At 72.3% G+C, this 23,555-nt stretch carries 22 protein-coding genes; 7 read left to right on the top strand and 15 right to left on the bottom strand.

The features are described 5' to 3' along the window. Window positions 1-55: 55 nt before the first annotated feature. Window positions 56-1,768: a hypothetical protein gene (locus tag AC6H2I_RS04570; protein ID WP_497499392.1), complete on the top strand. Its 1,713-nt coding sequence runs from the start codon at window positions 56-58 to the stop codon at window positions 1,766-1,768. Here the strand turns inward: AC6H2I_RS04570 and AC6H2I_RS04565 are convergent. Next, window positions 1,735-2,100, bottom strand: a complete 366-nt coding sequence (locus tag AC6H2I_RS04565) for a hypothetical protein (RefSeq protein WP_497499391.1) — start codon at window positions 2,098-2,100, stop codon at window positions 1,735-1,737. The two genes, AC6H2I_RS04570 and AC6H2I_RS04565, sit on opposite strands and share 34 nt — an antisense overlap. 318 nt (window positions 2,101-2,418) lie before the next feature. Here AC6H2I_RS04565 and AC6H2I_RS04560 point away from each other — a divergent pair, with 318 nt between their 5' ends. The 4 genes from AC6H2I_RS04560 (at window position 2,419) to AC6H2I_RS04545 (ending at window position 10,193) form a co-directional block, all read left to right on the top strand. Next, a complete protein-coding gene (locus AC6H2I_RS04560) occupies window positions 2,419-3,924 on the top strand; it encodes a DUF7125 family protein (RefSeq protein ID WP_497499390.1) in 1,506 nt (501 codons plus the stop codon). 3 nt (window positions 3,925-3,927) lie between these two features. Further along, entirely contained in the window at window positions 3,928-4,287 is a 360-nt protein-coding gene (locus AC6H2I_RS04555; RefSeq protein WP_497499389.1) for a response regulator, read from the top strand. A 432-nt stretch (window positions 4,288-4,719) separates the two neighbouring features. After that, window positions 4,720-7,671, top strand: coding sequence for a chemotaxis protein CheB (locus AC6H2I_RS04550; protein ID WP_497499388.1), 2,952 nt, complete (start codon window positions 4,720-4,722; stop codon window positions 7,669-7,671). After that, window positions 7,668-10,193, top strand: coding sequence for a PAS domain-containing hybrid sensor histidine kinase/response regulator (locus tag AC6H2I_RS04545; RefSeq protein WP_497499387.1), 2,526 nt, complete (start codon window positions 7,668-7,670; stop codon window positions 10,191-10,193). The genes AC6H2I_RS04550 and AC6H2I_RS04545 overlap by 4 nt, the downstream gene beginning before the upstream one ends. 3 nt (window positions 10,194-10,196) lie before the next feature. Here AC6H2I_RS04545 and AC6H2I_RS04540 read toward each other — a convergent pair whose 3' ends face one another. From AC6H2I_RS04540 to AC6H2I_RS04520, 5 genes are all read right to left on the bottom strand, one after another. Next, on the bottom strand, window positions 10,197-10,946 hold the full coding sequence (locus tag AC6H2I_RS04540; RefSeq protein WP_497499501.1) for an ABC transporter permease: 750 nt from the start codon (window positions 10,944-10,946) through the stop codon (window positions 10,197-10,199). Window positions 10,947-11,029: 83 nt separating this feature from the next. Further along, window positions 11,030-12,259, bottom strand: coding sequence for an ABC transporter permease (locus AC6H2I_RS04535; RefSeq protein ID WP_497499386.1), 1,230 nt, complete (start codon window positions 12,257-12,259; stop codon window positions 11,030-11,032). Window positions 12,260-12,287: 28 nt separating this feature from the next. Next, window positions 12,288-13,334, bottom strand: a complete 1,047-nt coding sequence (locus AC6H2I_RS04530; RefSeq protein ID WP_497499385.1) for an ABC transporter substrate-binding protein — start codon at window positions 13,332-13,334, stop codon at window positions 12,288-12,290. Between the two features lie 29 nt (window positions 13,335-13,363). Continuing rightward, on the bottom strand, window positions 13,364-14,479 hold the full coding sequence (locus AC6H2I_RS04525; RefSeq protein ID WP_497499384.1) for an ABC transporter ATP-binding protein: 1,116 nt from the start codon (window positions 14,477-14,479) through the stop codon (window positions 13,364-13,366). 142 nt (window positions 14,480-14,621) lie between these two features. Further along, window positions 14,622-15,140 carry a hypothetical protein gene (locus tag AC6H2I_RS04520; protein WP_497499383.1) on the bottom strand — a complete coding sequence of 173 codons (519 nt, stop codon included), beginning with the start codon at window positions 15,138-15,140 and terminating at the stop codon, window positions 14,622-14,624. Window positions 15,141-15,280: 140 nt separating this feature from the next. On the opposite strand from AC6H2I_RS04520, the gene AC6H2I_RS04515 reads away from it, so the two are divergent. Then, the gene (locus AC6H2I_RS04515) at window positions 15,281-15,931 is read left to right on the top strand and encodes a DsbA family oxidoreductase (protein ID WP_497499382.1); all 651 of its coding nucleotides are present in this window, start codon (window positions 15,281-15,283) and stop codon (window positions 15,929-15,931) included. A gap of 2 nt (window positions 15,932-15,933) precedes the next feature. Here AC6H2I_RS04515 and AC6H2I_RS04510 read toward each other — a convergent pair whose 3' ends face one another. The 7 genes from AC6H2I_RS04510 to AC6H2I_RS04480 form a co-directional block, all read right to left on the bottom strand. After that, entirely contained in the window at window positions 15,934-16,110 is a 177-nt protein-coding gene (locus AC6H2I_RS04510) for a hypothetical protein (protein WP_497499381.1), read from the bottom strand. A gap of 113 nt (window positions 16,111-16,223) precedes the next feature. After that, a complete protein-coding gene (locus AC6H2I_RS04505; protein ID WP_497499380.1) occupies window positions 16,224-17,102 on the bottom strand; it encodes a phosphoribulokinase in 879 nt (292 codons plus the stop codon). 14 nt (window positions 17,103-17,116) lie between these two features. Beyond that, complete coding sequence (locus AC6H2I_RS04500; protein WP_497499379.1) at window positions 17,117-18,190, bottom strand: class 1 fructose-bisphosphatase; 1,074 nt, start codon at window positions 18,188-18,190, stop codon at window positions 17,117-17,119. 329 nt (window positions 18,191-18,519) lie between these two features. Beyond that, on the bottom strand, window positions 18,520-18,672 hold the full coding sequence (locus tag AC6H2I_RS04495; protein ID WP_497499378.1) for a hypothetical protein: 153 nt from the start codon (window positions 18,670-18,672) through the stop codon (window positions 18,520-18,522). Window positions 18,673-19,026: 354 nt separating this feature from the next. Beyond that, window positions 19,027-19,485, bottom strand: coding sequence for a periplasmic heavy metal sensor (locus AC6H2I_RS04490; protein WP_497499377.1), 459 nt, complete (start codon window positions 19,483-19,485; stop codon window positions 19,027-19,029). After that, the gene (locus tag AC6H2I_RS04485) at window positions 19,482-19,922 is read right to left on the bottom strand and encodes a hypothetical protein (RefSeq protein WP_497499376.1); all 441 of its coding nucleotides are present in this window, start codon (window positions 19,920-19,922) and stop codon (window positions 19,482-19,484) included. Before AC6H2I_RS04485 ends, AC6H2I_RS04490 begins: the two co-directional genes overlap by 4 nt. Beyond that, the gene (locus tag AC6H2I_RS04480) at window positions 19,919-20,500 is read right to left on the bottom strand and encodes an RNA polymerase sigma factor (protein WP_497499375.1); all 582 of its coding nucleotides are present in this window, start codon (window positions 20,498-20,500) and stop codon (window positions 19,919-19,921) included. Before AC6H2I_RS04480 ends, AC6H2I_RS04485 begins: the two co-directional genes overlap by 4 nt. Window positions 20,501-20,704: 204 nt before the next feature. Here AC6H2I_RS04480 and AC6H2I_RS04475 point away from each other — a divergent pair, with 204 nt between their 5' ends. Then, entirely contained in the window at window positions 20,705-22,600 is a 1,896-nt protein-coding gene (locus tag AC6H2I_RS04475) for a tetratricopeptide repeat protein (RefSeq protein ID WP_497499374.1), read from the top strand. A 23-nt stretch (window positions 22,601-22,623) separates the two neighbouring features. Here AC6H2I_RS04475 and AC6H2I_RS04470 read toward each other — a convergent pair whose 3' ends face one another. Continuing rightward, the gene (locus AC6H2I_RS04470; protein WP_497499373.1) at window positions 22,624-22,956 is read right to left on the bottom strand and encodes a hypothetical protein; all 333 of its coding nucleotides are present in this window, start codon (window positions 22,954-22,956) and stop codon (window positions 22,624-22,626) included. Beyond that, on the bottom strand, window positions 22,946-23,554 hold the full coding sequence (locus AC6H2I_RS04465; RefSeq protein WP_497499372.1) for an RNA polymerase sigma factor: 609 nt from the start codon (window positions 23,552-23,554) through the stop codon (window positions 22,946-22,948). Before AC6H2I_RS04465 ends, AC6H2I_RS04470 begins: the two co-directional genes overlap by 11 nt. Between the last annotated feature and the right edge of the window lies 1 nt (window position 23,555).

Here is a 23,555-nt window from a genome sequence, read left to right as displayed (position 1 = left end):
ACACCTCCCGTTGCGCCGGGAGCCCCTCGCCAAGCGCATCATCGGGGGCGGGAGCATGGCCGTCGGTTCCAGCAGCTACGAAGTCCAGGTGTACAAGGTCGACCATTGGGTGCTGGACGGTCGGTTCGACGACGAGGCCCAGGCCCGCGACCATGGCAAGCGGCTGCTGTCATCGGCCAAGGCCGAAGGATACCGGGTCGTGCGCGACTGGCGGCGCCCCGACGGCCGGCATGTGGAGACCGAGCTGGCGTCGGAGTTCCGCAGCCCGGCCGCCAACACCATCCAGGTGGCGCCGATCGACGACGCACCCCAGGTCTGCCAGCGGATGGAGGAGTACTACGCGGTCGACAGCCGCATGGTGATGAACCGCCTGCTGCGCGGCTACACCGAGCGCATGGTGGTGACGCCGACCGAGATCATGCACAACTACGGCGAGCTGAAGCGGCTGCGCGACAAGGACAACCTGGTGCCGTCCGCGGTCGGCCGGGTGGCGGCGCTGCAGGCCGACCGCAGCGGCGGCGACGGCCGCACGCGGCGCGACGAGATCCACGCCGTCATCGACGCGATGACCGAGCGCAGCCGCACCGCCGCGGCCCGCAAGGACCTGCCGGACATCACCGTCAGCGGGCTGCGGCCGGCCTACGAGGCGCTGGTGGCCTCCGCACCGCCGGAGGATCACGACTTCCTGACCCGCACCGTGCTGGCCCGCGACCTCGTGCAGATGCGCAACTGGTTCGCCAAGCTCGATTTCCTGGCGGAACTGGTGCGCCAGGACGGCGGCCTGGTGGACCGCCCCCTGGCGCTGGTCGACGGGGTGATCGCCGACGTGCTGGGGGCGCCGTCGGTGGTGCAGGAGCTGCTGGGCATGCAGCGCAGCCTGGCCGCCGCGCTCTGCAGCCTGATGGACCTGTCGCGCGGCCGGCTGTCGCCGGTCGACCGCGGCGAGGACGACCGGGCGCTGCAGCTCAGCGAACTGCTGGCCTTCCACGACCTCGACGAGACCCGGCACATCCTGGTCGACCTCGTCCGCCGCCAGCTCAAGGGCACCCAGCCCCTCAACCGCCCCGATCCGGAGGGCGAACGCGCCGCCTTCGACACGGTGATGACGGCCGCCGTCACCACCGACGGGGTGTTCGGCGGCCCGGCCATGGCGGAGGCCCTGGTCCAGCGCTACATGCGCTTCTTGCAGGCCGGCGGCGCCGTCGGCCGGCGCCAGGCCATCGCCGAGGTCCCGGCACGCCTGCCCGACGCCAAGGACCGCGTGCGCTTCCTGATGGCGCTGGCCGGGTCCGACCTGGGCCGCCAGCACCAGGACGACGTGACGGCCACGCTGGACCACCTCACCGGGGACGTCAACGCGGCGGGCCGCTTCGTCGACCGCAACCAGCCGATCAAGAACAACCTGGAGGAGCTGACCCGGCTGTTCGTCCAGGCCACCGATTCGCCGCTGCCCGAACCGATGCGCGGCCATCTCTGCGACAACCTCGACGAGATCCTGTGCACCTACATCCTGAACAGCCGGGTGGTCGAGCGGCTCGACAACCCCGACGACCTGCTGCGCCTGCGCGCCAACCGGCTGATCCAGCTCTGCGCGCCGGGCACGCTGCAAAGCCGCAAGGCACTCGACATGGTGCGCCGCCGCGTCGTCGACCACCTCCGCCAGCCCAACTTCGAGACGCGCTACGTCTCCGACATCGTCGACCCGGCGATGCAGCAGCGCGCCCTGCGCGACTTCTACACCCTGCTCGGCCGCGCCGGCTTCTGCTGAGCCGCCGGACCGGCGGCCACGGCGGCGAGCAGCGCCGCGGCGCCGGCGCCATCGAGGGACGGCGGCGGCAGGGCCGCACCGCCCACCGCTCCGGCCAGGGCGAGGGCGACCCGCGCCGCCTGACAGGTGGCCACCGCCCCGCTGCCGGTGCAGCCGGCCCGCAACAGCCGAAGGCGCAGCGGCGCGCGCCCGTCAGCCGACGCCCCGGCCGGCCGGCGCCGCCGGCCGACCAGGGACGCCACCCCCGGCACCGCCAGCACCGTCGCCGCGAAGACCAGCGCGAGCAGCAGCACCCGCGGGGCCGGGCCGGCCAGGCCGGTGATGGCATCCATCGCTCGATCCTTGGGTCGCGCCCGTCGGGCGCACGTTGGAAGACGCCGCCCGCTTCTCCCGGCCAGGGACCGGCGCCGCGCCGTGGTGCTGCGCCCACGCATCGGCGACCTGGCGACGCTCGCCCCGTGACGCACCGACTTCCGGCGTAGCTCTTTCCGCTTGTACACAAATCGACCGGATCCCGTCATAACCGGCCTTGTCCGCTCGCATCTCGGCGGGCACCGGGTTAGCATCGCCGTCGTACGAAACCCGGTGGCCATGGCCTGGCGCGGCCACGGCAGCCTTGCGGACGCAACTGTGAGCGGACAGCCTTTCCCATGATCGAGCAGCAGCAAGACATGCATCTCCCGCGCGTCCCGACCGGCATCGCCGGCCTCGACCGGGTGTTGCAGGGCGGGTTGCTGAAAGGCGGGGTGTACATCGTCCAGGGCGTGCCGGGTGCCGGCAAGACCATCCTGGCCAACCAGATGTGCTTCAACCACGTGGCCGGCGGCGGCCGCACGGTCTACATCACCCTGCTCGCCGAATCGCACGCCCGGATGCTGCAGCACCTGCGGACCATGAGCTTCTTCGACGAATCGGTGATTCCGGACCGCCTCTACTACGTCAGCGCGTTCCGGATGCTGGAGGACGAGGGGCTCAAGGGGCTGCTCGACCTGCTCCGCCGCGAGATCCGCGGCCAGCCCGCCAGCCTGCTTGTGCTCGACGGGCTGATCGCCGCGGAGGAATCGGCCACCTCCGACCGCGAGTTCAAGAAGTTCATCCACGAGGTGCAGATGCACGCGGCGCTCAACGAGTGCACGGTGCTCCTGCTGACCAGCGGCGGCAGCGGGCGGGTCAGCCCCGAACACACCATGGTCGACGGGCTGATCGAGCTGGACGACCGCCTGTTCGACGTGCGCACCGAGCGCAGCCTGCAGGTCCGCAAGTTCCGCGGCAGCGGCTCCCTGCGCGGCCGCCACGCCGTCCGCATCACCGGCGACGGGCTGGTGGTCTTCCCCCGCATCGAGGCCGCCTTCGCCACCCCGTCCGGTGACGCGCCGGCGACCCGCAACCGGGTGACGTCCGGCGTCACCGGGCTGGACGACCTGTTGGGCGGCGGCCTGGTGGAGGGGACGACGACCGCCGTCTTCGGCTCGACCGGCATCGGCAAGACCACCATCGGCCTGCATTTCCTGTCGCGCTGCCGCCCCGACGAACCGGGCGTGCTGTTCGGCTTCTATGAAACCCCGGCGCGCCTGCGGATCAAGGCGGAGTCCCTGGGCATCGACCTCAAGGGGCTGCAGGAGAGCGGGGCGGTCGAGATCGTCTGGCAGGCGCAGGGCGAGACCCTTCTCGACGAGGTGGCATACCGGCTGCTCGATGCGGTGCGGAACCGGAACGCCCGCCGCCTGTTGGTGGACGGGCTCGGGGCAATCATCGAGTCGGCGGCCTCGCCGGAGCGCATCAGCCGCTTCGTCTCGGTGCTGTCGAACGAATTGCGCGCCCGCGGCGTCACCGTCATCTACACCATGGAATCCAACAACCTGTTCGGGCCGACGCTGGAGGTGCCGGTGCACGGCATCTCGGCCCTGGCGGAAAGCATGGTCGCCCTGCGCTACGTGGAGATCGAAGGCCGCACGCGGCGGCTTATATCCATTCTCAAGGTCCGCGACAGTGGCTTCGACCCGGCGCTGCACGAGTTCGCCATCACCGACGAGGGCATCCGCATCCTGGCCCCCTTTGCCGGCTACGAGCGGATCCTCAGCGGCTTCGCCCACTCGGCGGAGGACCCGGCGTCGGACCGTTCGCCTCCACCCGACCAGCCGCCACACCGGGAGTGATGCGTGAAGACCATCCTTCTGGTGGAAGACGAGTTCGGCATCGCCGGCGCCCTTTCCGTCCTCCTGGAGGACGAGGGGTACCGTGTGTTCACCGCGGCCAACGGCCACCAGGCCCTGGAGCGGTTGACGGAGGTGGTCCCCGACCTCGTCGTGACCGACCTGATGATGCCGCTGATGGACGGCGCGGCGCTCGGCCAGAGGCTGCGGGCGACCCCGTCCTGGAAGGACATTCCCATCGTCCTGATGAGCGCCGTTCCCGAGGCGGCGGCCCAGCACCGCTTCGCCGCCTACGACGTGTTCCTGCGCAAGCCGTTCCCCATCCCCGTCTTCTTCGACGCGATCCGCGCCATCCTGGGGCGGTGAGCCCGCCCCGCCGGTGCGTCCGCTCAGGGGATCGGCGATCCCTTGAGCCGCAACCGCACGGCGATGAAACCCGACGGGTCGAGTTTTCCTGTCGAACAGCATAGATCTCTCGGCATGGCGCGCCTCCATCCTCCCCAGTTGATAGAGTTCCGCATACACACCACCCGACGAACGCCCAGACTGGACTTTGGGCAACATTGACCCGATTGCGCGACCCACCATGTTTTCATCGAGACGCTTGACGTGCTCTTTCCAACAGCCGGGCCCGCCCCACAACTGTTTGGACACGGGCAAGAAAATCGCTTCCACCGCCGCCGGGTTCGGCATAAGTTTCGACTGAAAACCAAACAGCAGACGACCGCCGTGCAGTCCGACCGCCCCGATCCACCGACCGTTCCCGCCCCCGTCCCCGCCACCCCTCCGGCCGCCACCGTGCCGGCAGCGTCCGTGCCGGGCGCGGCCGAGGAGCGCCCCTGCTGCATCGTCGGCATCGGCGCCTCGGCCGGGGGGCTGGAGGCCCTGCAGCGGTTCTTCGACCACGTGCCCCGCGACAGCGACCTCGCCTATGTGGTGGTCCAGCACCTGTCCCCGGTGCACAAGAGCCTGATGGGCGATCTGCTGGCCAAGCACACACGGATGGAGGTGCTGCAGGCGGCCGAGGGCATGGCGGTGCAGCGCAACACCGTGTACCTCCTGCCCCCGGGCAAGCACATGACCATCGTGGACCGCTGCCTTCGCCTCACCGCCAAGGACAGCGGCTCGGGTCTCAGCCTGCCCATCGACATCTTCTTCAACGCGCTGGCCCAGGACCAGGGCTCCCTGGCCATCGGGGTGATCCTGTCGGGCACCGGGTCGGACGGCACGCGCGGCATGCTGGCGATCAAGGCGGCCGGCGGATTCACGGCGGTTCAGGACCCGGAGACGGCGCAGTTCGACGGGATGCCGCGCAGCGCCCTGGCCGCCGGCGAGATGGGCGCGGTGCTGGCCCCCGACGCCCTGCCCGACCGCATCGTCGCCCACGCCCGGGAGGCTCTGGCGCAGGCACGCGCGCTGCCGACGTCGCGCGGCCGCGAGCCCGGTGGCGACCCCCTGGCGCGGATCGTCACCTCGATCCGCAACGTCACCGGCGTCGATTTCTCACTGTACAAGCTGGCCACCCTGATGCGGCGGATCGAGCGCCGGATGCATGCGGTGGGCCTGGAGACCCTCGACGACTACGCGGCCATGCTGCGCGGCAACAACGCCGAGACGGTCACCCTCTACAAGGAGATGCTGATCGGCGTGACCCGCTTCTTCCGCGACGAGGCCGCCTTCCAGGCGCTGACGGAAAAGGCGATCACCGGGCTGGTGCGCAAAGTGAGCCCGCCGGAGACGGTCCGGGTGTGGGTGTGCGGCTGCGCCACCGGAGAGGAAGCCTACTCCCTGGCGATGCTCTTCACCGAAGCCATGGAGCGGGTCGGCCGCACCGTCGACGTGAAGATCTTCGCCACGGACATCGATCAGGATTCCATCGAGTTCGCCAGCGTCGGCGAGTACCCCCGGGCGATCGCCGAGGACGTGTCGCCGGAGCGGCTGCAGCGCTTCTTCCACCTGCGCGGCGAGCGCTACACGGTGTCGCGGGACCTGCGGCGGATGGTGGTGTTCGCCGCCCACAACATCATGCGGGATCCCCCCTTCACCAAGATCGACCTGATCAGCTGCCGCAACCTGCTGATCTACATGGACCAGCCCTTGCAGCGAAAGGTGCTGAGCCTGTTCCAGTACGCGTTGCGCCAGGGCGGGTTCATGTTCCTCGGGACCAGCGAATCCCTCGGCGACCTCGCTCCGGAGTTCCACACCGTCGACAGCCGCAACAAGCTGTTCCAGTCGCTGCGCGCCGGGTCGTACCGCCTGTCGCGCCTGCTGGTGCCGCAGTCCGCAGCGCCGCACCGCCTCGCCGACGAGGCCCCGCTTCCGCCGGCCACCGAGGAAGCGGCGGCAATCGACGAGTCCATCGGGCTTCTGCTCAAGGCCTATGCGCCGCCCTGCCTGCTGATCAACGAGCAGATGAACATCCTGCATGTCTTCGGCGACGCCGGGCCGATCTTGCGGGTGCCGCCGGGCGAAGCCACCTTGAGCGCCCTGAAGCTGCTGCCCTCGGCGGTGGCGATGGTCGCCGGGACGGCCCTCAACCGGGCCTTCCGGTCGTCGGAGGAGTTCGCGCTGGCCAACATCCCGGTCAGAGACCGCGAGGGGCTGAGCGCCCTGGGCCTGCGGGTCAAGCCCTTCACATCGCGCAAGACCGGCCGCCGCTACGCCCTGGTCCTGCTGGAGCCGGCGCTGCGCACCGCGACCGCGGTGTCGGACGCCGATTTCGACCTCAACGCCGACGCCGCCGAACGCATCCGCGGGCTGGAGCAGGAGTTGCTGTCGCGCGGCGAGAACCTGCAGGCAACCATCGAGGAGCTGGAGACCGCGAACGAGGAGTTGCAGGCGACCAACGAGGAGTTGCTGGCCTCCAACGAAGAGTTGCAGAGCACCAACGAGGAGCTGCAATCGGTGAACGAGGAGCTCTACTCCGTCAACGCCGAGTACCAGGCCAAGGTTGAGGAACTGACCGAGATCACCACCGACCTGGACAACCTGCTGCGCTCGACCGAGATCGGCGTGGTGTTCCTCGACGCCGAGCTGATCATCCGCCGCTTCACCCCGGCGGCGGCGCGGTTCATCAACATCATCACGCGCGACGTCGGACGCTCGATCACCCATCTGTCCACCAACCTGGAACACCCGGACTTCCTGGCCGATGTGCGCACCGTCTTCGACCGCCAGGGTGCGGTCGAACGCCATGTGCGCGTGCGCGACGGGCGCTGGGTGCTGACCCGCATCCTTCCCTATCTCAGCGACAAGCACACGATCGCCGGCGCGGTGGTGACCTTCATCGACGTGTCCGCGGCCAAGCAGGCCGAGGAACGCCTGCAAACCATCATCGACAGCGTGCCCGAGCACATCGTCGTGCTCGACCGGACGGGGGCGGTGTCGATGGGCAACGCCCCGTGGCGCGCCGCCGCCGCCCGGGGCGACGCCGGCGTGCCCGCGGTGGGCGGCGGCGCCGACGGCCTCGCCCGCTCGGACCTGCCGCCCGCCGTGCGCGAGGGGGTGGCACAGGTGGTGTCCGGCTCCGCCGAACGCTTCACGATGGAATACGCCCGCCCGGGACCCGACGGCCAGCGGTGGTACCTGCTGTCGGCCGTCCGGCTGCCGTCCCTGCAGCCCGCCGACGGAAGCGGCGGGGCGGTGGTGAGTCACATCGAGGTGACCCGGCGCAAGCTGCGCGAGCTCCAGGTCACCGCCGACCCGCCCGGCGACCCGCCCCCGGCCGGCCATCCGGAGGAGGCCACGTGAGCGACGAGCGGCACGACCGGCTGCGGCGGCGCGCCGAGGCGATCCTCACCGAAGGCAGTTTCGAATCGTCCAACGCGGCGGTCGGGACCTTCAAGGAGATCGTGCACGAGCTGTACGTCCACCAGGCCGAGCTGGAGATCCAGAACGAGGAGCTGCGCAACGCCCAGCAGACGCTGGAGGTGTCGCGCCGCGAATACGTCCAGCTCTTCCAGGCGCTGCCGCTCGCCTGCTTCACGGTGAACGCCGGCGGGATCGTCGGCGAGGCCAACCCGGCGGCGGAACGCCAGTTCGGGCTGCGCCACCGCCAGCTCGCGGGCCGTCCGCTGACCCTGCTGGTGGCCGGCCACGACCACGGACGCCTGTTCGCCGCCCTGTCGCGGCTGCGCGAGGCGGGCACCTGGGCGCCCGAGGAGTACGTCTTCGTCGGGGCGGCCGGGCCGATCGACGGTCTCGTCAGCGGCCACCGGGTGTCGCTGGAGGACGGCGACCGGGGCGACGTCCTGCTCACCGTCACCGACCTCACCGAACGCAACGCCTGGGTACGCGACCTCCGGGCCGCCCGCGACGAGGCCGACCGCACCCGCAACGCCTACCATCACATCCTTCAATCGGTGAAGGAAGGGCTGTGCGGGATCGACGCGACGGGGACGGTCACCTTCGCCAACGCCGCCGCGCTGGCCATCACCGGCTTCGCCACGGCCGACGTGGTCGGCCGTCCGGCGGCGGCGCTGTTCCACGGGCCGCGCGGCGCCGCCGACGCCGCGCTCGCCGCGTCGCTGGCCGACGGCCGGACGCGCGCGGTGCCGCGGCAGACGATGCGGCGCGGCGACGGCTCGACCTTCGAGGCGGAGGTGAGCGTGTCGCCCATGGTCGAACACGCGCACCTGAGCGGCGCCGTCCTGTCCTTCCACGACGCCACCGACCGCCTGGCGGCGGAGGAGGCGCTGCAGATCAGCGAGCTGCGCCACCGCACCCTGGTCCAGTCGCTTCACGAAGGGGTGGTCATGCACGACGCCGAGGGCCGGCTGCTGGTCGCCAACGCCATGGCCGAACGCCTGCTCGGCGGACCGGGGGCGGCTCTTCTGGACCCTCTGGCCCCGGCCATGGCGTCGGACCAGCGAACCGACGGGCGCCGCTTCATCGCCGCCGACGGCTCGCGCCTGCGCGGCCTGCCGCCGGCCGCCCGCGCGCTGCGGCAGGTCCGCCCGGTGATCGAGCAGGTGGTGGGGATCGCCACCGGCGACGGCGCCGGGGCCGCGGCCGGCGACGGCGCCACATGGCTGCGCATCAGCAGCCACCCCGTCCCCGAGGGCGACGGGCGCGTCGCCGCGGTGGTCACCAGCGTCAGCGACATCACCGCCATCAAGGCCCTGGAGCGCGACCTCAACGTCGCCCTCGACGCCAAGGAACGGTTCATGGCCTCGGCCAGCCACGACCTGCGCCAGCCGGTGCAGGCGCTGACCCTGTTCTCCGACCTTCTGCTGAAGGAGGCGCTGCCCGGCAACGCCCGGCGCTTCGCCGACCAGCTGCGGGATTCCGTCGGGGCGCTGGGCACCCTGCTGGACTGCCTGCTCGACATCTCCCGCCTGGAGGCGGGGCTGGTCACGCCGGTGGTGACCCCGGTCGGGCTGGCGCCCCTCATGCAGCGCCTGCACGCCGAGTTCGAGCCGCTGGCGGCGTCCGCCGGCCTCGCCCTGCGCACGGTTCCGGCACGCGCCCTGCTGGAGACCGATGGCGCCCTGCTGGAACGGGTGCTGCGCAACCTGCTGTCCAACGCCCTGCGCTACACCCGCACCGGCCGCGTCCTGTTCGGGGTCCGCCGGCACGGCGAACGGCTGCGCCTGGAGGTGTGGGACACCGGCATCGGCATCGCCGACAACCAGATCGACCGCATCTTCCAGGACTTCTACCAGATCGGCAACCTCGCCCGCGACCGCCGGGAAGGCCTGGGCATGGGGCTGTCCATCGCCAAGCGGCTGATCGCCATGCTGGGCGGCACCATGGACGTCCGCTCGCAGCCCGGCAAGGGCTCCTGCTTCGCGGTGTGCCTGCCGCTGGGCGAGGCGGCGGAGCCCGCCGCGCGCCCCGCCGCACTCTCCGCCGGGGCCGCGGACGGGGCGGGCGCCGCCGATGCGGACGACGCGCTGGTCCTGGTGGTCGAGGACGACGCGATCATCCGCATGGCCCTGGTGATGATGCTGGAGGGCTGGGGCTACCGGGTGGTCGAGGCCGGGTCGGTGCGCAGCGCCATCGAACGGCTGAACGAGGAGGGGCTGCGACCCGATCTTCTGCTGGTCGACTACCGGCTGCCGGACGGCGAAACCGGGCTGATGCTGATGGACACCGTGCGGCGCCGGCTGGGCAGCGAGACGCCGGGCATCCTGCTGACCGGCGACACCTCCTCCGACCGCCTGCGCGAGGCCTCGGCCTCGCAATGCGCGCTGCTGCACAAGCCGATCCAGCCCGCCGCGCTGCACGCGACGGTGCGCGCCAGCCTGGCCCGGCGGGCCGCCGGCGCGTGACCCTCAGCGCCCCGGCGGCGCCAGGCCGCGCAACCGCTCGGACCGGCGGCGCAGCGCCTCCATGGTCGCCAGCAGCAGCACCGACACCACCGTCAGGACCACCGCGACGGCGGTGATGGTCGGGCTGATGTTCTCGCGGATGCCGCTGAACATCTCCCGTGGCAGGGTGCGCTGCTCCGGTCCGGCCATGAACAGGACGACCACCACCTCGTCGAACGACGTGGCGAACGCGAACAGCGCGCCGGACGCCATGCCCGGCAGGATCAGCGGCAGGGTGACGCGGCGGAACACCGTCAGCGGCGGCGCGCCCAGCGAGGCGGCGGCGCGGGCCAGATTGGTGTCGAAGCCCTGCAGGGTGGCGCTGACGGTGATCACCACGAAGGGCGTGGCCAGCGCGGTGTGGGCGAGGATCAGACCGAGATGGCTGCCGGTCAGGCCGAGCGGGGCGAAGAAGAAGTAGACGCCGACCGCGGTGATGACCAGCGGCACCACCATGGGCGACAGCACCACCGCCAGGACGACCGTCTTCCAGCGGCTGCGCCAGCCCGCCAGGCCGAGCGCCGCCAGGGTGCCCAGCGCCATCGCCAGCACCGTCGCCGAGACGCCGACGATCAGGCTGTTGCGCAGCGCCCCGATCCAGCGCTCCGAGGTGGCGAACTCCTCGTACCAGCGCAAGGAGAGGCCGGGCAGCGGGTAGGTCAGGTAGCTGCCGGAGCTGAAGGAGAGCGGCATGATGGCGAGCACCGGCGCCATCAGGAACACCAGCACGAAGGCCGTGATCGCCACGGTGGCCGCCCGCGCGGCCCGCTGCCCGGCGGTGCGGGGCGCCTGGCCGCTCACGTCTTCAACCCGCCCGTCGCCGCCGGCCCGTGCACCAGCTTGCCGTAGACCACCGCCAGCAGCAGGGTGGCCAGCAGCAGCACCGCCCCCAGCGCCGACGCCAGCCCCCAGTTGACCGTTTCCGTGGTGTAGAAGGCGATGAAGTAGCTGATCATCTGGTCGCCCGCCCCGCCCACCAGGGCGGGCGTGATGTAGTAGCCGATGGCCAGGATGAAGACGAGCAGGCAGCCCGCCCCGATCCCCGGCAGCGTCTGCGGCAGGTAGACCCGCACGAACGCCACCGCCGGCGGCGCCCCCAGCGAGGCCGCGGCGCGCAGATAGGCCGGCGGGATCGCCTTCATGACGCTGTAGAGCGGCAGGATCATGAAGGGCAGCAGGACGTGGGTCATGGCGATGAAGACCCCGGTGCGGTTGTAGATCAGGCGCAGCGGCTCGTCGACGACGCCGGCCCAGCGCAGGGCGTCGTTGATCACGCCCTGGCTCTGCAGCAGGACGATCCAGGCGCAGGTGCGCACCAGCAACGACGTCCAGAACGGCAGCAGCACGAAGACCATGAGAAGGTTCGACGTGCGCGTCGGCAGCGTCGCCAGGAGATGGGCGACGGGGAAGCCCAGCAGCAGGCACAGCCCCGTCACACCCAGCCCGATGCCGAAGGTGCGCACGAACACGTCGCGGTAGATCGCCTGCTCCTGCGGGGTCGACACCACCGCCCCGTCGGCGTCGCGCCGCAGGTCCAGCGCGGCCAGCAGGTAGAAGTCGGTCAGCGGCCCGGTGGCCCCGCGGATCGCCGCCCAGGTGCCGCGCTCGCCCCAGGCGGGGTCGGCGGCCAGCAGCGCCGCCCGCGCCTGCCCCGGCTCCGGCGCGCCCGCCATGCGGCGCGCCGTGCCCATCAGCAGCGTGCGGAAACCGGGCCGGGCGTAGTTCAGGCGCTTGGCGGCGATGGCCACGGTGCGGGCGGCGTAGGCGTCCGCCAGGTCGGCGGCCAGGGCGGCGTAGGCCGCGTCGCCGGGCAGCCCCTGGCCGTCCCACGCGGCCAGGGCCTGGGCGGTGCGCGGCAGCACCCCGGGAACCTCCCAATCGTCGACGCTGCGCCACAGCATGCCGGCCAGCGGCACCAAGAAGGTGAACAGCAGGAACAGGAGGAGCGGCAGCACCAGGCCCAAAGCCCTGGCCTGGCGCATCCGCTCCGCCCGTCGCAACCGCTGCCTCAGCGGGAGCTCGGCCATCGCTCCTCCGGACGGCGCGGGAAACCGCTCACTGCGCCGCCCACTTGTTGAAGCGCTCCGTCAGGCGGTCGATGTTCTCCAGCCAGAAGGCGGTGGAGATCTCGATGGCGGGCTCCATGTTGGCCGGCGCCGTCGGCAGATCGGCCAGCACCGCCGCCGGCACCAGCCCGGCCGCCTTCGTGTTGGAGGTGCCGTAGGTGATGCGCTTGGACAGCTCCGCCTGGTGCTCGGCCTTGCCGACGAAGTCGAGGAAGGTGTAGGCCGCGTCGCGGTTGGGGCTTCCGGCCAGGATGACCCAGCTGTCCAGGGTGTAGAGGGCGCCGTTCCACACCTTGCCGAAGTTCTTGCCGTCGCTCTTGTTGGCGGCGTCGATGCGGCCGTTGTAGACCGACGTCATCACCACCTCGCCCGAGGCCAGGAGCTGGGGCGGCTGGGCGCCCGCCTTCCACCACACCAGGTCGCCCTTGATGGTGTCGAGCTTGGCGAAGGCGCGCTCGACCCCGGCGTCGGTGGCCAGCACGTCGTAGACGTCCTTCGGCGCCACGCCGTCGGCGATCAGGGCGATCTCCAGCGAGGTCTTGGGGCCCTGGCGCAGCGCCCGCTTGCCCGGGTAGGTGGCGGTGTCGAAGAAGGCGGCCCAGCCGGCGGGCGCCGTCGTCAGCTTGTCCTTGTCGTAGCCCAGCACGAAGTCGTAGACGATGGCGCCGACCCCGCAGGCGTCGACCGCCTCCTTGTAGTACTGGTCCTCGCCGCCGATCCTGGCGAAGTCCAGGGTCTCGAACAGGCCCTCCTCGCAGCCCAGCGCCAGCTCCTCGCTCTCCACCTGGACGACGTCCCAGGTGGCGGCACCGCCCTGCACCTTGGCGCGCAGCACACCGATGCCGCCGTCCCAGGATTCGTCGTGCATCGGCACGCCGGTGGCCGCGGTGAAGGGCTGGAAATAGGCCTCCTTCTGGGCCTCCTGGTAGGCGCCGCCCCACGACACCACGGTGAGGTCGCGGGCCGATGCGGCGCCGGCCAGCAGCCCGGCGCCCAGCGCCGCGACGATCCCCACGCTCACCTTCGTTGTCACCATGGTCCCTGCTCCTTGTTGGTGGATGGTCGTCACACCGGGTCGAGCGCCCGGCCGTCCTCGGGGCGGAAGGCGACGGTCACCGCCTGTCCCGGGCGCGCCACGACGGGCACCCCGGGCGGCAGCTTGACCATGAACTCCGGATTTCCGGCGACCGCGAGCACCGCCAGCGTGTGGTCGCCGAGGTAGATCGTGTCGCGCACCACGCCGGGCAGCGTGTTGGTGGTGGCGTCGGCCGGCGGCTCGCCCGCGCGGTGCAGGCGCACCCGCTCCGGTCGCACCGACAGCGCCGTCCGCGCCCCCGGCCCGCCGACCCGCGCGGCGGTCGCGTGGACCACCCCGCCGCCGTCCAGGCGCACCGCGCACAGGCCGTCGGCGACGCCCTCCACGGTGCCCGGCAGCACGTTGTTCTCGCCGATGAAGTTGGCGACGAAGCTGTTCGCCGGCCGCTCGTAGAGGGCATCGGGACGGTCGATCTGCTGGATGGCGCCGTCGTTGAAGACGGCGATCCGGTCGGACATGGTCAGCGCCTCGCCCTGGTCGTGGGTGACGTAGACCACGGTGATCCCGGTGGAGTCGTGGATCTGCTTGATCTCGAGCTGCATGTGCTCGCGCAGCCGCTTGTCCAGCGCCCCCAGCGGCTCGTCCATCAGCACGAGCTGCGGCTCGAACACCAGGGCGCGCGCCAGCGCGACGCGCTGCTGCTGGCCGCCCGACAGCTGGCCGGGACGGCGCCGCGCCAGCGCCTCCAGCTTGACCATGGCCAGCGCCCGGGCGACGCGGTCGCGGGCCTGGGCGCGCGCGACCTTGCGCACGGACAGGGGGAAGGCGACGTTCTCCTCCACCGTCATGTGGGGGAACAGGGCGTAGTTCTGGAACACCATGCCGATGTCGCGCTTGTGCGGCGGCACGTTCTTGATGGGCCGCCCGCCCAGCACGATGTCGCCCTCGGTCGGCACCTCGAAGCCGGCCAGCATCATCAGCGTCGTGGTCTTGCCCGAACCGGAGGGTCCCAGCAGGGTCAGGAACTCGCCACGGCGGATCTCGAGGTCGAGATTGCGCACCACGAGGTGTTCGCCGTCGTAGGTCTTCTGCACGCCCTCGAAGCGCACCAGCGTGTCCGTCGCCGCGGGTGTCCCGCCGTCCATCGCCCCCCGCCCCAGCCGTCCGAACCGCCGGCGATCCGTCCGCGGCGCGCGCCGCGCCGCGGCACGTACACCGCGGCCTCGACGGTAGCACGCGCCCGAGAACGCCGACAATACCATGGCGAGGGCGCGTGTGACGGACCGGTCAGCCCATCTTCTTGACGGCGAAGGCCTTGGCGATGGCCATCATCGACTTCTCGTGGGCCGCCCCGGCCTCGCCACCACCACCGGGGCCGCCACCGGTGCCGCCGCCAGTGCCGAGGATCGCCGCCGCGGAGGGGCGCGCGGCCTCCGCCGCCCCACCCGCCCCGCCCCCGCCATCGCCCCCGCCGCCCATCCGGCTCAGCACCCGTTCCAGCGCCTCGCGCGACAGGGCCTGGGCGGGGCGGCCGGCGGCCGGGGGGCGGGCCGGCTGGGAGCGGGCCGGCTGGGAGCGCGGCGCCTGGGGACGGGCCGGCGGCGCGCTGGGCGCGGCGCCGTCACGGCGCACGGCGCGCTCCACCGCCGCCCCGGCGATCGCCTTCATGAAGGGCTGGGCCATCCCCATCAGCAGGCGGGGATCCTCCGCCGCCCAGGAGATCAGCATCTTCTGCGCCAGCGCCTGACTGCCCCGCGCCGCCACCAGCGCCTCGCGCACCTTGGTCTCCACGTAGGACTCGCTCATGGCGGCCCGCCTCCGAACGCTTTCGGGTCGCCGTCGCCACGGCACCCTCCACCATCGACTGTCCGGCGGAAGGGTTAACAACAGGTTTCCCACCCCCGCGATGTTGCCGGAGGGAGCGGTTTGCGGTTTAGTGGGCAACCATGCTGATCGAAACCTTCGCCGATCTGATCTGCCCGTGGTGCTACATCGGCAAGCACCGGCTTCGCAGCGCCCTGGCGGACCGCCCCCACCTGCGGCCGGAGCAGCGATGGCAGCCGTTCCAGCTCAACCCCGACATGCCGCGCAGCGGCATGGACCGGGACGCCTACCTGTCGGCCAAGTTCGGCGGGCCGGAGCGGGCGCGGCAGATCTACGCGGTGGTCGAGGAGACCGCCGAGCGCGACGGGTTGCCCCTGGCGCTGGAGCGCATCCGCCGCACCCCCAACACCTTCGACGCCCACCGCACGGTGCGCTTCGCGGCGCGCCAGGGCCAGGGCAATGCCATGGCCGAGGCGCTGTTCGCCGCCTATTTCGCCCAGGGGCTGGACCTCGGCGACCGCGACGCCCTGGCGACCACCGCCGCCGGCCTCGGCGTCGACCCGCTCGAGGTCAAGGCGATGCTCGCCACCGACGCCGAGGCGTCGGCGGTGCGCACCGCCGACGCGCTGGCCCGCCAGCTCGGCCTCCAGGCGGTGCCCTGCTACATCTTCAACCGCCGCTACGCGCTGTCCGGCGCCCAGGAGCCGACCAGCTTCGTGCCGTTGCTCGACCTCGCGGCCGGCGAAGGGGCGGCGCTGCCGGCGGCCGGCTGAGGTCAGCGGTCGCCGCGGGCCCGCCGGTAGGCGACCCGCAGCCCCGCCCAGGCGGCGGCACCGACCAGCGCCACCAGCAGCACCACCATCCCGGCGGCGCCGAGGATTCCTTGCAGCGTGTCCCAGAACCCGAACTGGGCGATCAGCACGACGAGAAGGACGAACAACAGGATCGGCATGGTCTGGTCCCTGGCTGTGCCCCCCGGCGGGGGCGGTCTCATGCCGGTGTAACGGCCGAGACCGCGCTTGGTTGCGCCCGGGACGCCGGGACCGGGCGCCGGCCGCGCCGCCGTCAGCCGCCCAGCGCGCGCTTGCGCCGCTCCATCAGCCGCCAGATGAAGGGGGTGAAGATCAGCTGCATGGCCATTTCCATGTTGCCGCCGGGAACGACGATGGTGTTGGCCCGCGACATGAAACTGTCGTGCATCATGCTCAGCAGATAAGGGAAATCGATCCCCTTGGGGTTGGCGAAGCGGATCACCACGAAGCTCTCGTCGGCGGTCGGGATGTGGCGGGCGATGAACGGGTTGGAGGTGTCCACCGTCGGCACGCGCTGGAAGTTCACGTGGGTGCGGGTGAACTGCGGGCAGATGTAGTGGACGTAGTCGTGCATGCGCCGGAGGATGGTGTCGGTCACCGCCTCGGTGGAGTAGCCGCGGGTCGCCTTGTCGCGGTGGATTTTCTGGATCCATTCCAGGTTGACCACCGGCACCACGCCGATCTTCAGGTCGGGGTAGCGCGCGACGTCCACCGCGTCGGTGGCCACGGCGCCGTGCAGCCCCTCGTAGAACAGCATGTCGCTGGGCGGCAGCTCCTCCCAGTCGGTGAAGGTGCCGGGGGGCTGGCCGTAGGGGCGGGCCTCCTCCTCGTCGTGCAGGTACTTGCGGCGCAGCCCGGTGCCGCTCTCGGCGTAGCAGTGGAAGAGCCGCTCCAGCTCCTCGAACAGGTTGGACTCCGGGCCGAAATGGCTGAAGGTCGGGTCGCCGTCGGTGAGGCGCTGGGCCATCTGCCGCTTCATGTCCGTGCGGTCGAAGCGGTGGAAGCTGTCGCCCTCGATGATCGCCGCCGCCACGTTCTCGCGCCGGAAGATCTCCTGGAAGGTGCGGGTGACCGAGGTGGTGCCGGCGCCGGAGGAGCCGGTGATGGCGATGATGGGATGCTGCTCGGACATCGGTCGGGCGCCTCTCACTGGGCCGTGCGGAACAGGCCGCGGGCGTTGAACAGGGGGGTGTCGATCACCGGCTCGGCCCCGGCGCGGTGGTAGGCCTGGATGCGCTCGACCTCCTCCGCCGAGCCGAGGATCAGCGGCACGCGCTGGTGCAGCTCGGTGGGCACCACGTCGAGCACACGCCCGGTCCCGGTGGTCGACAGGCCGCCCGCCTGCTCCACCAGCAGCGACATCGGGTTGCCCTCGTACATCAGGCGCAGCCGTCCCTGGCGCGAGCCGGTGCGGTTGTCGCGGGGGTAGAGGAAGACGCCGCCGCGCATCAGGATGCGGTGCACCTCGGCCACCAGCGAGGCGATCCAGCGCATGTTGAAGTCCTTGCCGCGCGGCCCCTCGACGCCGGCCATGCACTCCTCCACGTAGCGCCGGACCGGCGCCTCCCAGAACCGGCTGTTGGAGGCGTTGACGGCGAACTCCCGGGTCGACGCGGGGATCGTCAGGTCGGGATGGGTGAGCACGAAATCGCCCATCACCGGGTCCAGGGTGAAGCCCTGGACACCGGCACCCACGCTGAGGACCAGCATCGTCGAGGGGCCGTAGATGGCATAGCCCGCCGCCACCTGGCGGGCACCGGGCTGGAGGAAATCGGCGGTGGTCACCGCCTCGCCGGGCCGGGGGGCGCGCAGCACCGAGAAGATGCTGCCCACCGAGACGTTGACGTCGATGTTGGACGACCCGTCGAGGGGATCGTACAGCAGCAGGAAGTCACCGCGCGGGTAGTGCTCCGGCACGGGCACCGGCTCCTCCTGCTCCTCCGAGGCGATGGCCGCGACGTGGCCGCCGAACTCGGTGCGCTGCCGGAAGATCTCGTCGCTCAGCACGTCCAGCTTCTGCTGGGTCTCGCCCTGGACGTTCACCACGTCGAGCTTGCCCAGCACGTCGCGCAGGGCGCCGCTGGCGACCGCCCGCGAAATCCGCTTGCAGGCCTGGGACACGTCGAGGAGGAGCTGGACGAGGTCCGTGCCGTACGCGCCGCGCGCCCGTTTCTCCTGAAGCAGATACTGGGCGATGGTCGGATGGTGGCTGATCGGCATGTCGCCCTCCCGGCTCCCCTGTGCGATGCGCGCCGTCGGCGTGCCCGCGGTTTTTTCATGAGTCCTGGCTAATACCGAGCGGTCGGCCGGGCAAATGGTTTCGCACACCAACATCCTGCCCGTCCGGGCAGGCGCCCGACCGGCCGCCGTTGCCCGCCCGTGCGGGGCGTGGACCGAAACACCCCACGGCGCCGGGCGGGCAACCCGGTGCTTTTAAGCCACTCCCCCTGCACGCGAGGAGAGGTGCGACAGATTGTCGCAGGTCCATTCCGCACCGTGAAAAACCCGTCTTCCCGAAGGACGAGGGGGCGTGACGGGCGCGGACCCACTCACCCGGCGCCGGCGCGTGCGGCGGGCGGGCCAGCCGGGCGCGGGCCGGCCGGGGAGCGATCGGCCGGGGGTGGCGCGGCCGCGGCCGGCGGCTCGTCGTGGGGCGGGCGGGGCGGCTGGGTCGGGCCGGTGACGACGTCGAAATCGAACATGGCGGTCTCTCCTCCTGGGGCTGGACAGCCGCCCGAGGACCGCAGGGTCGATGACGAGGAAACGTGCCGGGGGAACGTGTGCCGCGCATGGAAGCCGCTGCGGTGTCGGGCGGCTTCGGCATCTGCGACGGGGTGCGCGCGATCCTATGCCGCCGGTCGAAACCAGCGGCCCCAATATCGGTGGGTCGGAACGGGGCGGATCGCGTTCGTCATGGCGGGCATCCTAGCCGACGACCATTGGTGCGCCAAGCGCTTTCGCCGGCGGCCGGGGCGGGCGTCCTTCCCGGTCGCGGCTCCCGCTCGGCCCGGCCGCCGAGCGGGACCGCGCCGGGGTCGCGCCGGGGCCGGACCGCGTCAGGGCCGGCCGGGGCGGGAGGCGGCCAGGACGCGCCGGGCCTCCGACGACAGGCGCCCCAGCACATCGACCACCGTGGCGTCGATCTCGCGGTTCAGCGCGGTCTCCGTGGCGTGGAAGCGGTCGAAGGCGGCGGTCAGCGCCACGGCATCGAAGACGTCGGCCGACAGGGCCCGGTCCATCGCCATGCGCAGCTCGTCGCGGTTGGCCGCCTGGCGGCGGAGCAGCGGCCGCTTCGCCTCGAACGCGGTGCGCAGCACCGCGGCGTCGGCCGGGGCCAGCTCCCCCGTCACCCGCTCGATGAAGGCGGCGAGCCCCCGTTCCGGGTCCGGCGGGGGCGGCGGCGGTCCCCAGTGCAGGAGCTGCCCGGCGAAGATCCCGACCAGCAGCATGTTCGCCGCCAGCGACGCGAACAGCAGGTACCATGGCCAGCGACGGCCCACCGGGGCCATGGTCATTGCACCGCTCCCCAATAGGCGTCGGCCACCAGCACGTCGGTCAACCCCTGTGCGGCGGCCGTGCGCGCCGCCGCCGAGGGCGGCGGCACCGCCTGGCTGAGAACCAGGAATCCGACCATGGCCGAGGCCGCGAGCATGCCGGCGACCGGCCACAGGCGCACCGGCGGCGGGGCCAGGACCCAGGCCGGGGCGCGGCGCTCCGGCAGCGCACCGACCCGCGCGGCGATGGCGCCGGCGACGCGGGCGACGGAATCGCCGTCCACCTCCGGTGCCGCGGTGTCGAGCAGGGCGTCGAGGGCGACCGCCGCCTCCAGAAGCGCGGCCGCGTCGTCCGACGCGGCCAGCAACGTGGCGGCGGCGGACACCCGATCCTCGGGCCAGCGGCTGAGATCGCCGCCGTAGAGGTCCGTGAGCAAACTGAACTCTTTGAGTGTCATGGCTTCGTACCGTCCTTATGACGGGTCGGGGGGATCAACGGCGCCAGCCGGGCACGCAGCGTTCGCCGCGCACGGACGAGCAGGCTTTCCATGGCCGAGACCGAGACCTGCAGAACCTCCGAGGCTTCGGCGCAACTCATCTCCTGATAATAGCAAAGGCTCAACGCCGCACGCTGGCGGTCGGGCAGTTCGGCGATCGCCGCCGCCACCGCGGCGCCGGTCTGGCGGTCGGCGACCCGGCGTTCGGCGCCCTCGTCGGGGTCCGCCATCTCCTCCACCGTGTCGAGCGGCGCGAAGGTGCGCCGCCGGCGGTAGTCGATGGCCCGGTTGACGACGATGCGGTAGAGCCAGGTCGAGAACCGCGTGCCGTCGGCGCGCCAGCGGTCCGCGTGGGTCCAGATCTGCAGGAAGGCATCCTGCACCACCTCCTCGGCATCGTTGGCGTTGCGCACGACCCGGTAGGCCAGGGCGAGGCTGCGCCGCAGGTGCCGGCGGCTGAGGGCGTCGAACGCCTCCCGGTCGCCGGCCGCCGTCGCGGCCATCAACTCCTCGTCGTCGTGGTCGTCGAAGGACCCCACCCCACCCTTCCCGGCTTGCCGCACGGGTCCCGTTGCCGGGCCGCCCGCATCGCTGTCGTGTCGTCTCGCCCCATGATACGCGCCGGGCGGCACGCTCCTGCGCGCCCCGTGGGAAAAATTTTCGGGGCGATGCAGCGCAGGCTTCGCCGGCGACGCGGCGTATCACCACCGTGCGCAACTTTCTTCCCCCGAGGACAACCGAACATGACGCCGAGCGCTTCGCCAGCAGCCAGCGGTCCCGACCCGGTGGTTGCCAGCCTGCAACTTGGTCAGGCCATGGAGGGCATGGGTCGCATCGACCTCGCCGTCGGCGCCTACCGCCGGGCGGTGGCGCTGAAGCCCTATGTTCCCGAGCTGCGCGTCCTGCTGGCCGGCGCCTGCCGGCGCCTCGGCCGCGTCGGCGAGGCCGCGGAGAACCTGGTGGCCGCCCTCCGCCTGCGGCCGGGCGACGTGGAGTCCCGCAACACGCTGGGGGTGCTGCTGCGCGGCGCCGGGCGGGAGATCGCCGCCACCGCCTGCTTCGCCGACGCCCTCGCCACCGATCCCGGCCACGCCCCGGCACTCATCAATCTGGGATCGGTGGCGCTGGCCCAGGGCTCCGGCGCCGCCGCCCTGCGCTGGTACCGGCGCGCGGTCGCCTGTTCGCCCCGGCTTGCCGGCGGCTGGAACGCGCTGGGCAACGCCCTGAAGGCGACCGGCGACCACGGCGGGGCGGCGCGCTGCTGGCGCAACGCGGTGGCGCTCGACCCCGCGGCGGTCGATCCCCTGGGCAACCTGGGCGCGGCGCGGCGCGACGAGAACCGCCCGGCCGAGGCCGAGACGCTGCTGCGCCGCGCCCTGGTGCTGGCGCCGCTGCACGCGCCGCTCCACGCGGTGCACGCCTACGTGCTGAGCGGGCGCGGGCGGCTCGACGAGGCCCGGCGGGCCTGCCGGCGCGCCCTCGCCCTCGCGCCGACGCTGCCCGACGCCCTGTGCACGCTGGGCCTCACCCAATGGTGGAGCGGAGCGGCCGCGCCGGAGCGCTGGCTGGACCGCGCCATCGCCGTCCAGCCGGGCCACGCCCCGGCCCGTTTCAACCGCGGCCTGCTGGCCCTGGAGCGCGGCCTGGCGGCGCCCGGCTGGGATGGCTACGCCTGCCGCTTCGAGGCCGGGCGGGCCGGCCGGCGCCGCTTCGCCGTCGCCGAGTGGCAGGGCGAGCCGCTGGCGGGCGGGCGGCTGTTCATCTGGCGCGAGCAGGGGGTCGGCGACGAGTTCCTCTTCGCCTCGTGCTACGCCGACGCCATCCGCCGCGCCGGGCACGCGGTGATCGAATGCGACCCCCGGCTGGTGCCGCTGTTCCAGCGCTCCTTCCCGCGCGCCACCGTGCGGGCGGAGCAGCCGGTGCGCGGCCGCCCCGCGGTCGAGGCGGTGGACTGCGACCGGCACGTGGCCGCCGGCACCCTGCCCCGCCTGCTGCGCCCCGACCTCGCGTCCTTTCCGCCGCGGTCGGCCTGGCTCTACGCCGACCACGCCCATGTCCAGGACTGGCGCGAGCGCCTCGACGCGATGGGGGGCGCCCTGCGGGTGGGCATCTCCTGGCGCAGCCAGCTGATGACGCTCGACCGTCAATGGTCCTACCTTCCGCTGGAGGCGTGGGGGCCGGTGTTCGCGGTCCCGGGGGTGGTCTTCGTCAACCTTCAGTACGACGACGCCCGCGACGAGATCGCCCGGGCCGAGGCCCGCTGGGGCGTCCGCATCCATCAGGCGACCACGGCCCGGGACGGCGCCATCGTGCCGGTCGATCTCAAGGACGATTTCGAGACGACGGCGGCGCTGGTCAGCGCGCTCGACCTGGTGATCGCCCCGGCGAACTCGGTGGGCGAGCTGGCCGGGGCGCTGGGTGTCCCGGTGTGGCGCTTCGCCGAGCGCGACTGGACCCATCTCGGCACCCGGGTGCGGCCCTGGTACCCGACCATGCGGGTGTTTCCACCCGAACCGGCCGCCGGCTTGGCCGGCGCCATGGAGCGGATCGCCGAGGCCCTGCACCGCGCCGCCGCGCCGGCACCGACGGGCCCGCGGCGGAACGGCCGGCCCCGACCCGGTGCCACCGCCCGCCACTGACGGCGCCGCCGCCGGGGCGACCGTCAGGGAGTCCGCGGAAACCGCCTGGCCGCGGCGGCGCCGGACGCTGTCACGCCGGCCCCTTTCGCGCCGGCCCCCTTCGCGCCGGGCGCTTTTTCGCCGGGTGGGGACGGCGTGCCGAACGCCTTCTCGAAGATCCGGTCGGCGAGATCGGGCGGCGGCGACGGGCCGTGCCCGGACAGGGCGAGCTCGATCCCGACCATCTCGTCCAGCAACGCCTGGGCGCGGGTCGACCGGGCCAGCAGCCGCCGGGCGTCCCGCGCGAGCCCGGCCGGCCAGGACGCCAGGTCGGCGCCGTGCCGGTCGAGCAGCGCGCCGAACTCCTCATCCGTCATCGTAGGCATCCCTGGCCGCCTGTGCGCTCGCCCGCAGCAGCGCGCGCAGCTGCTGGCGCGCCCGTTTGAGCAGCGACTCTACCGCAGTGACGCTGATCTGCATAGCCGAGGCGATGTCGGCGTTGCTGAGGCCCTCGTAATAGAACAGCGTCAGCGCCACCCGCTGCTGCGCCGGCAGCTTGCGCTGCGCCGCCTGGAGGCGGGCGGCGACCTGATGGCGCTGGATGGTGTGCACGGCGTCGGCGCCCGGCGCCACCGGCTCGTCCACCCCGTCCAGGTCCTCGCCGGCCGGCCGCCGCTTGTGGTCGATGCAGCGGTTGACCACCACGCGGTAGAGCCACGTGGTGAATCGCGCGCCCTCGTCGGCCCACTGGGCGCGGCGCTGCCAGATCTGCAGGAAGGCGTCCTGCACGATGTCCTCGGCCTCGCTGTCGCTGCCGCTGACGCGCCGGGCCAGCGCATAGGTGCGGCGCAGATGACGGTCGACCAGGACGCGGTAGGCGCCCTGGTCGCCGTCGCGGATGCGCGCCATCAAGACGTCGTCGGGCTCGTCGATCCGGTCGCCGCAGACCGGCATGTCCGGGCGCGGCGACGCCATC

This window comes from Azospirillum sp. NS33, assembly GCF_059703765.1.
Note: the sequence above shows the minus strand (reverse complement) of the source record. Positions and strands in the feature narration are given on the sequence as shown.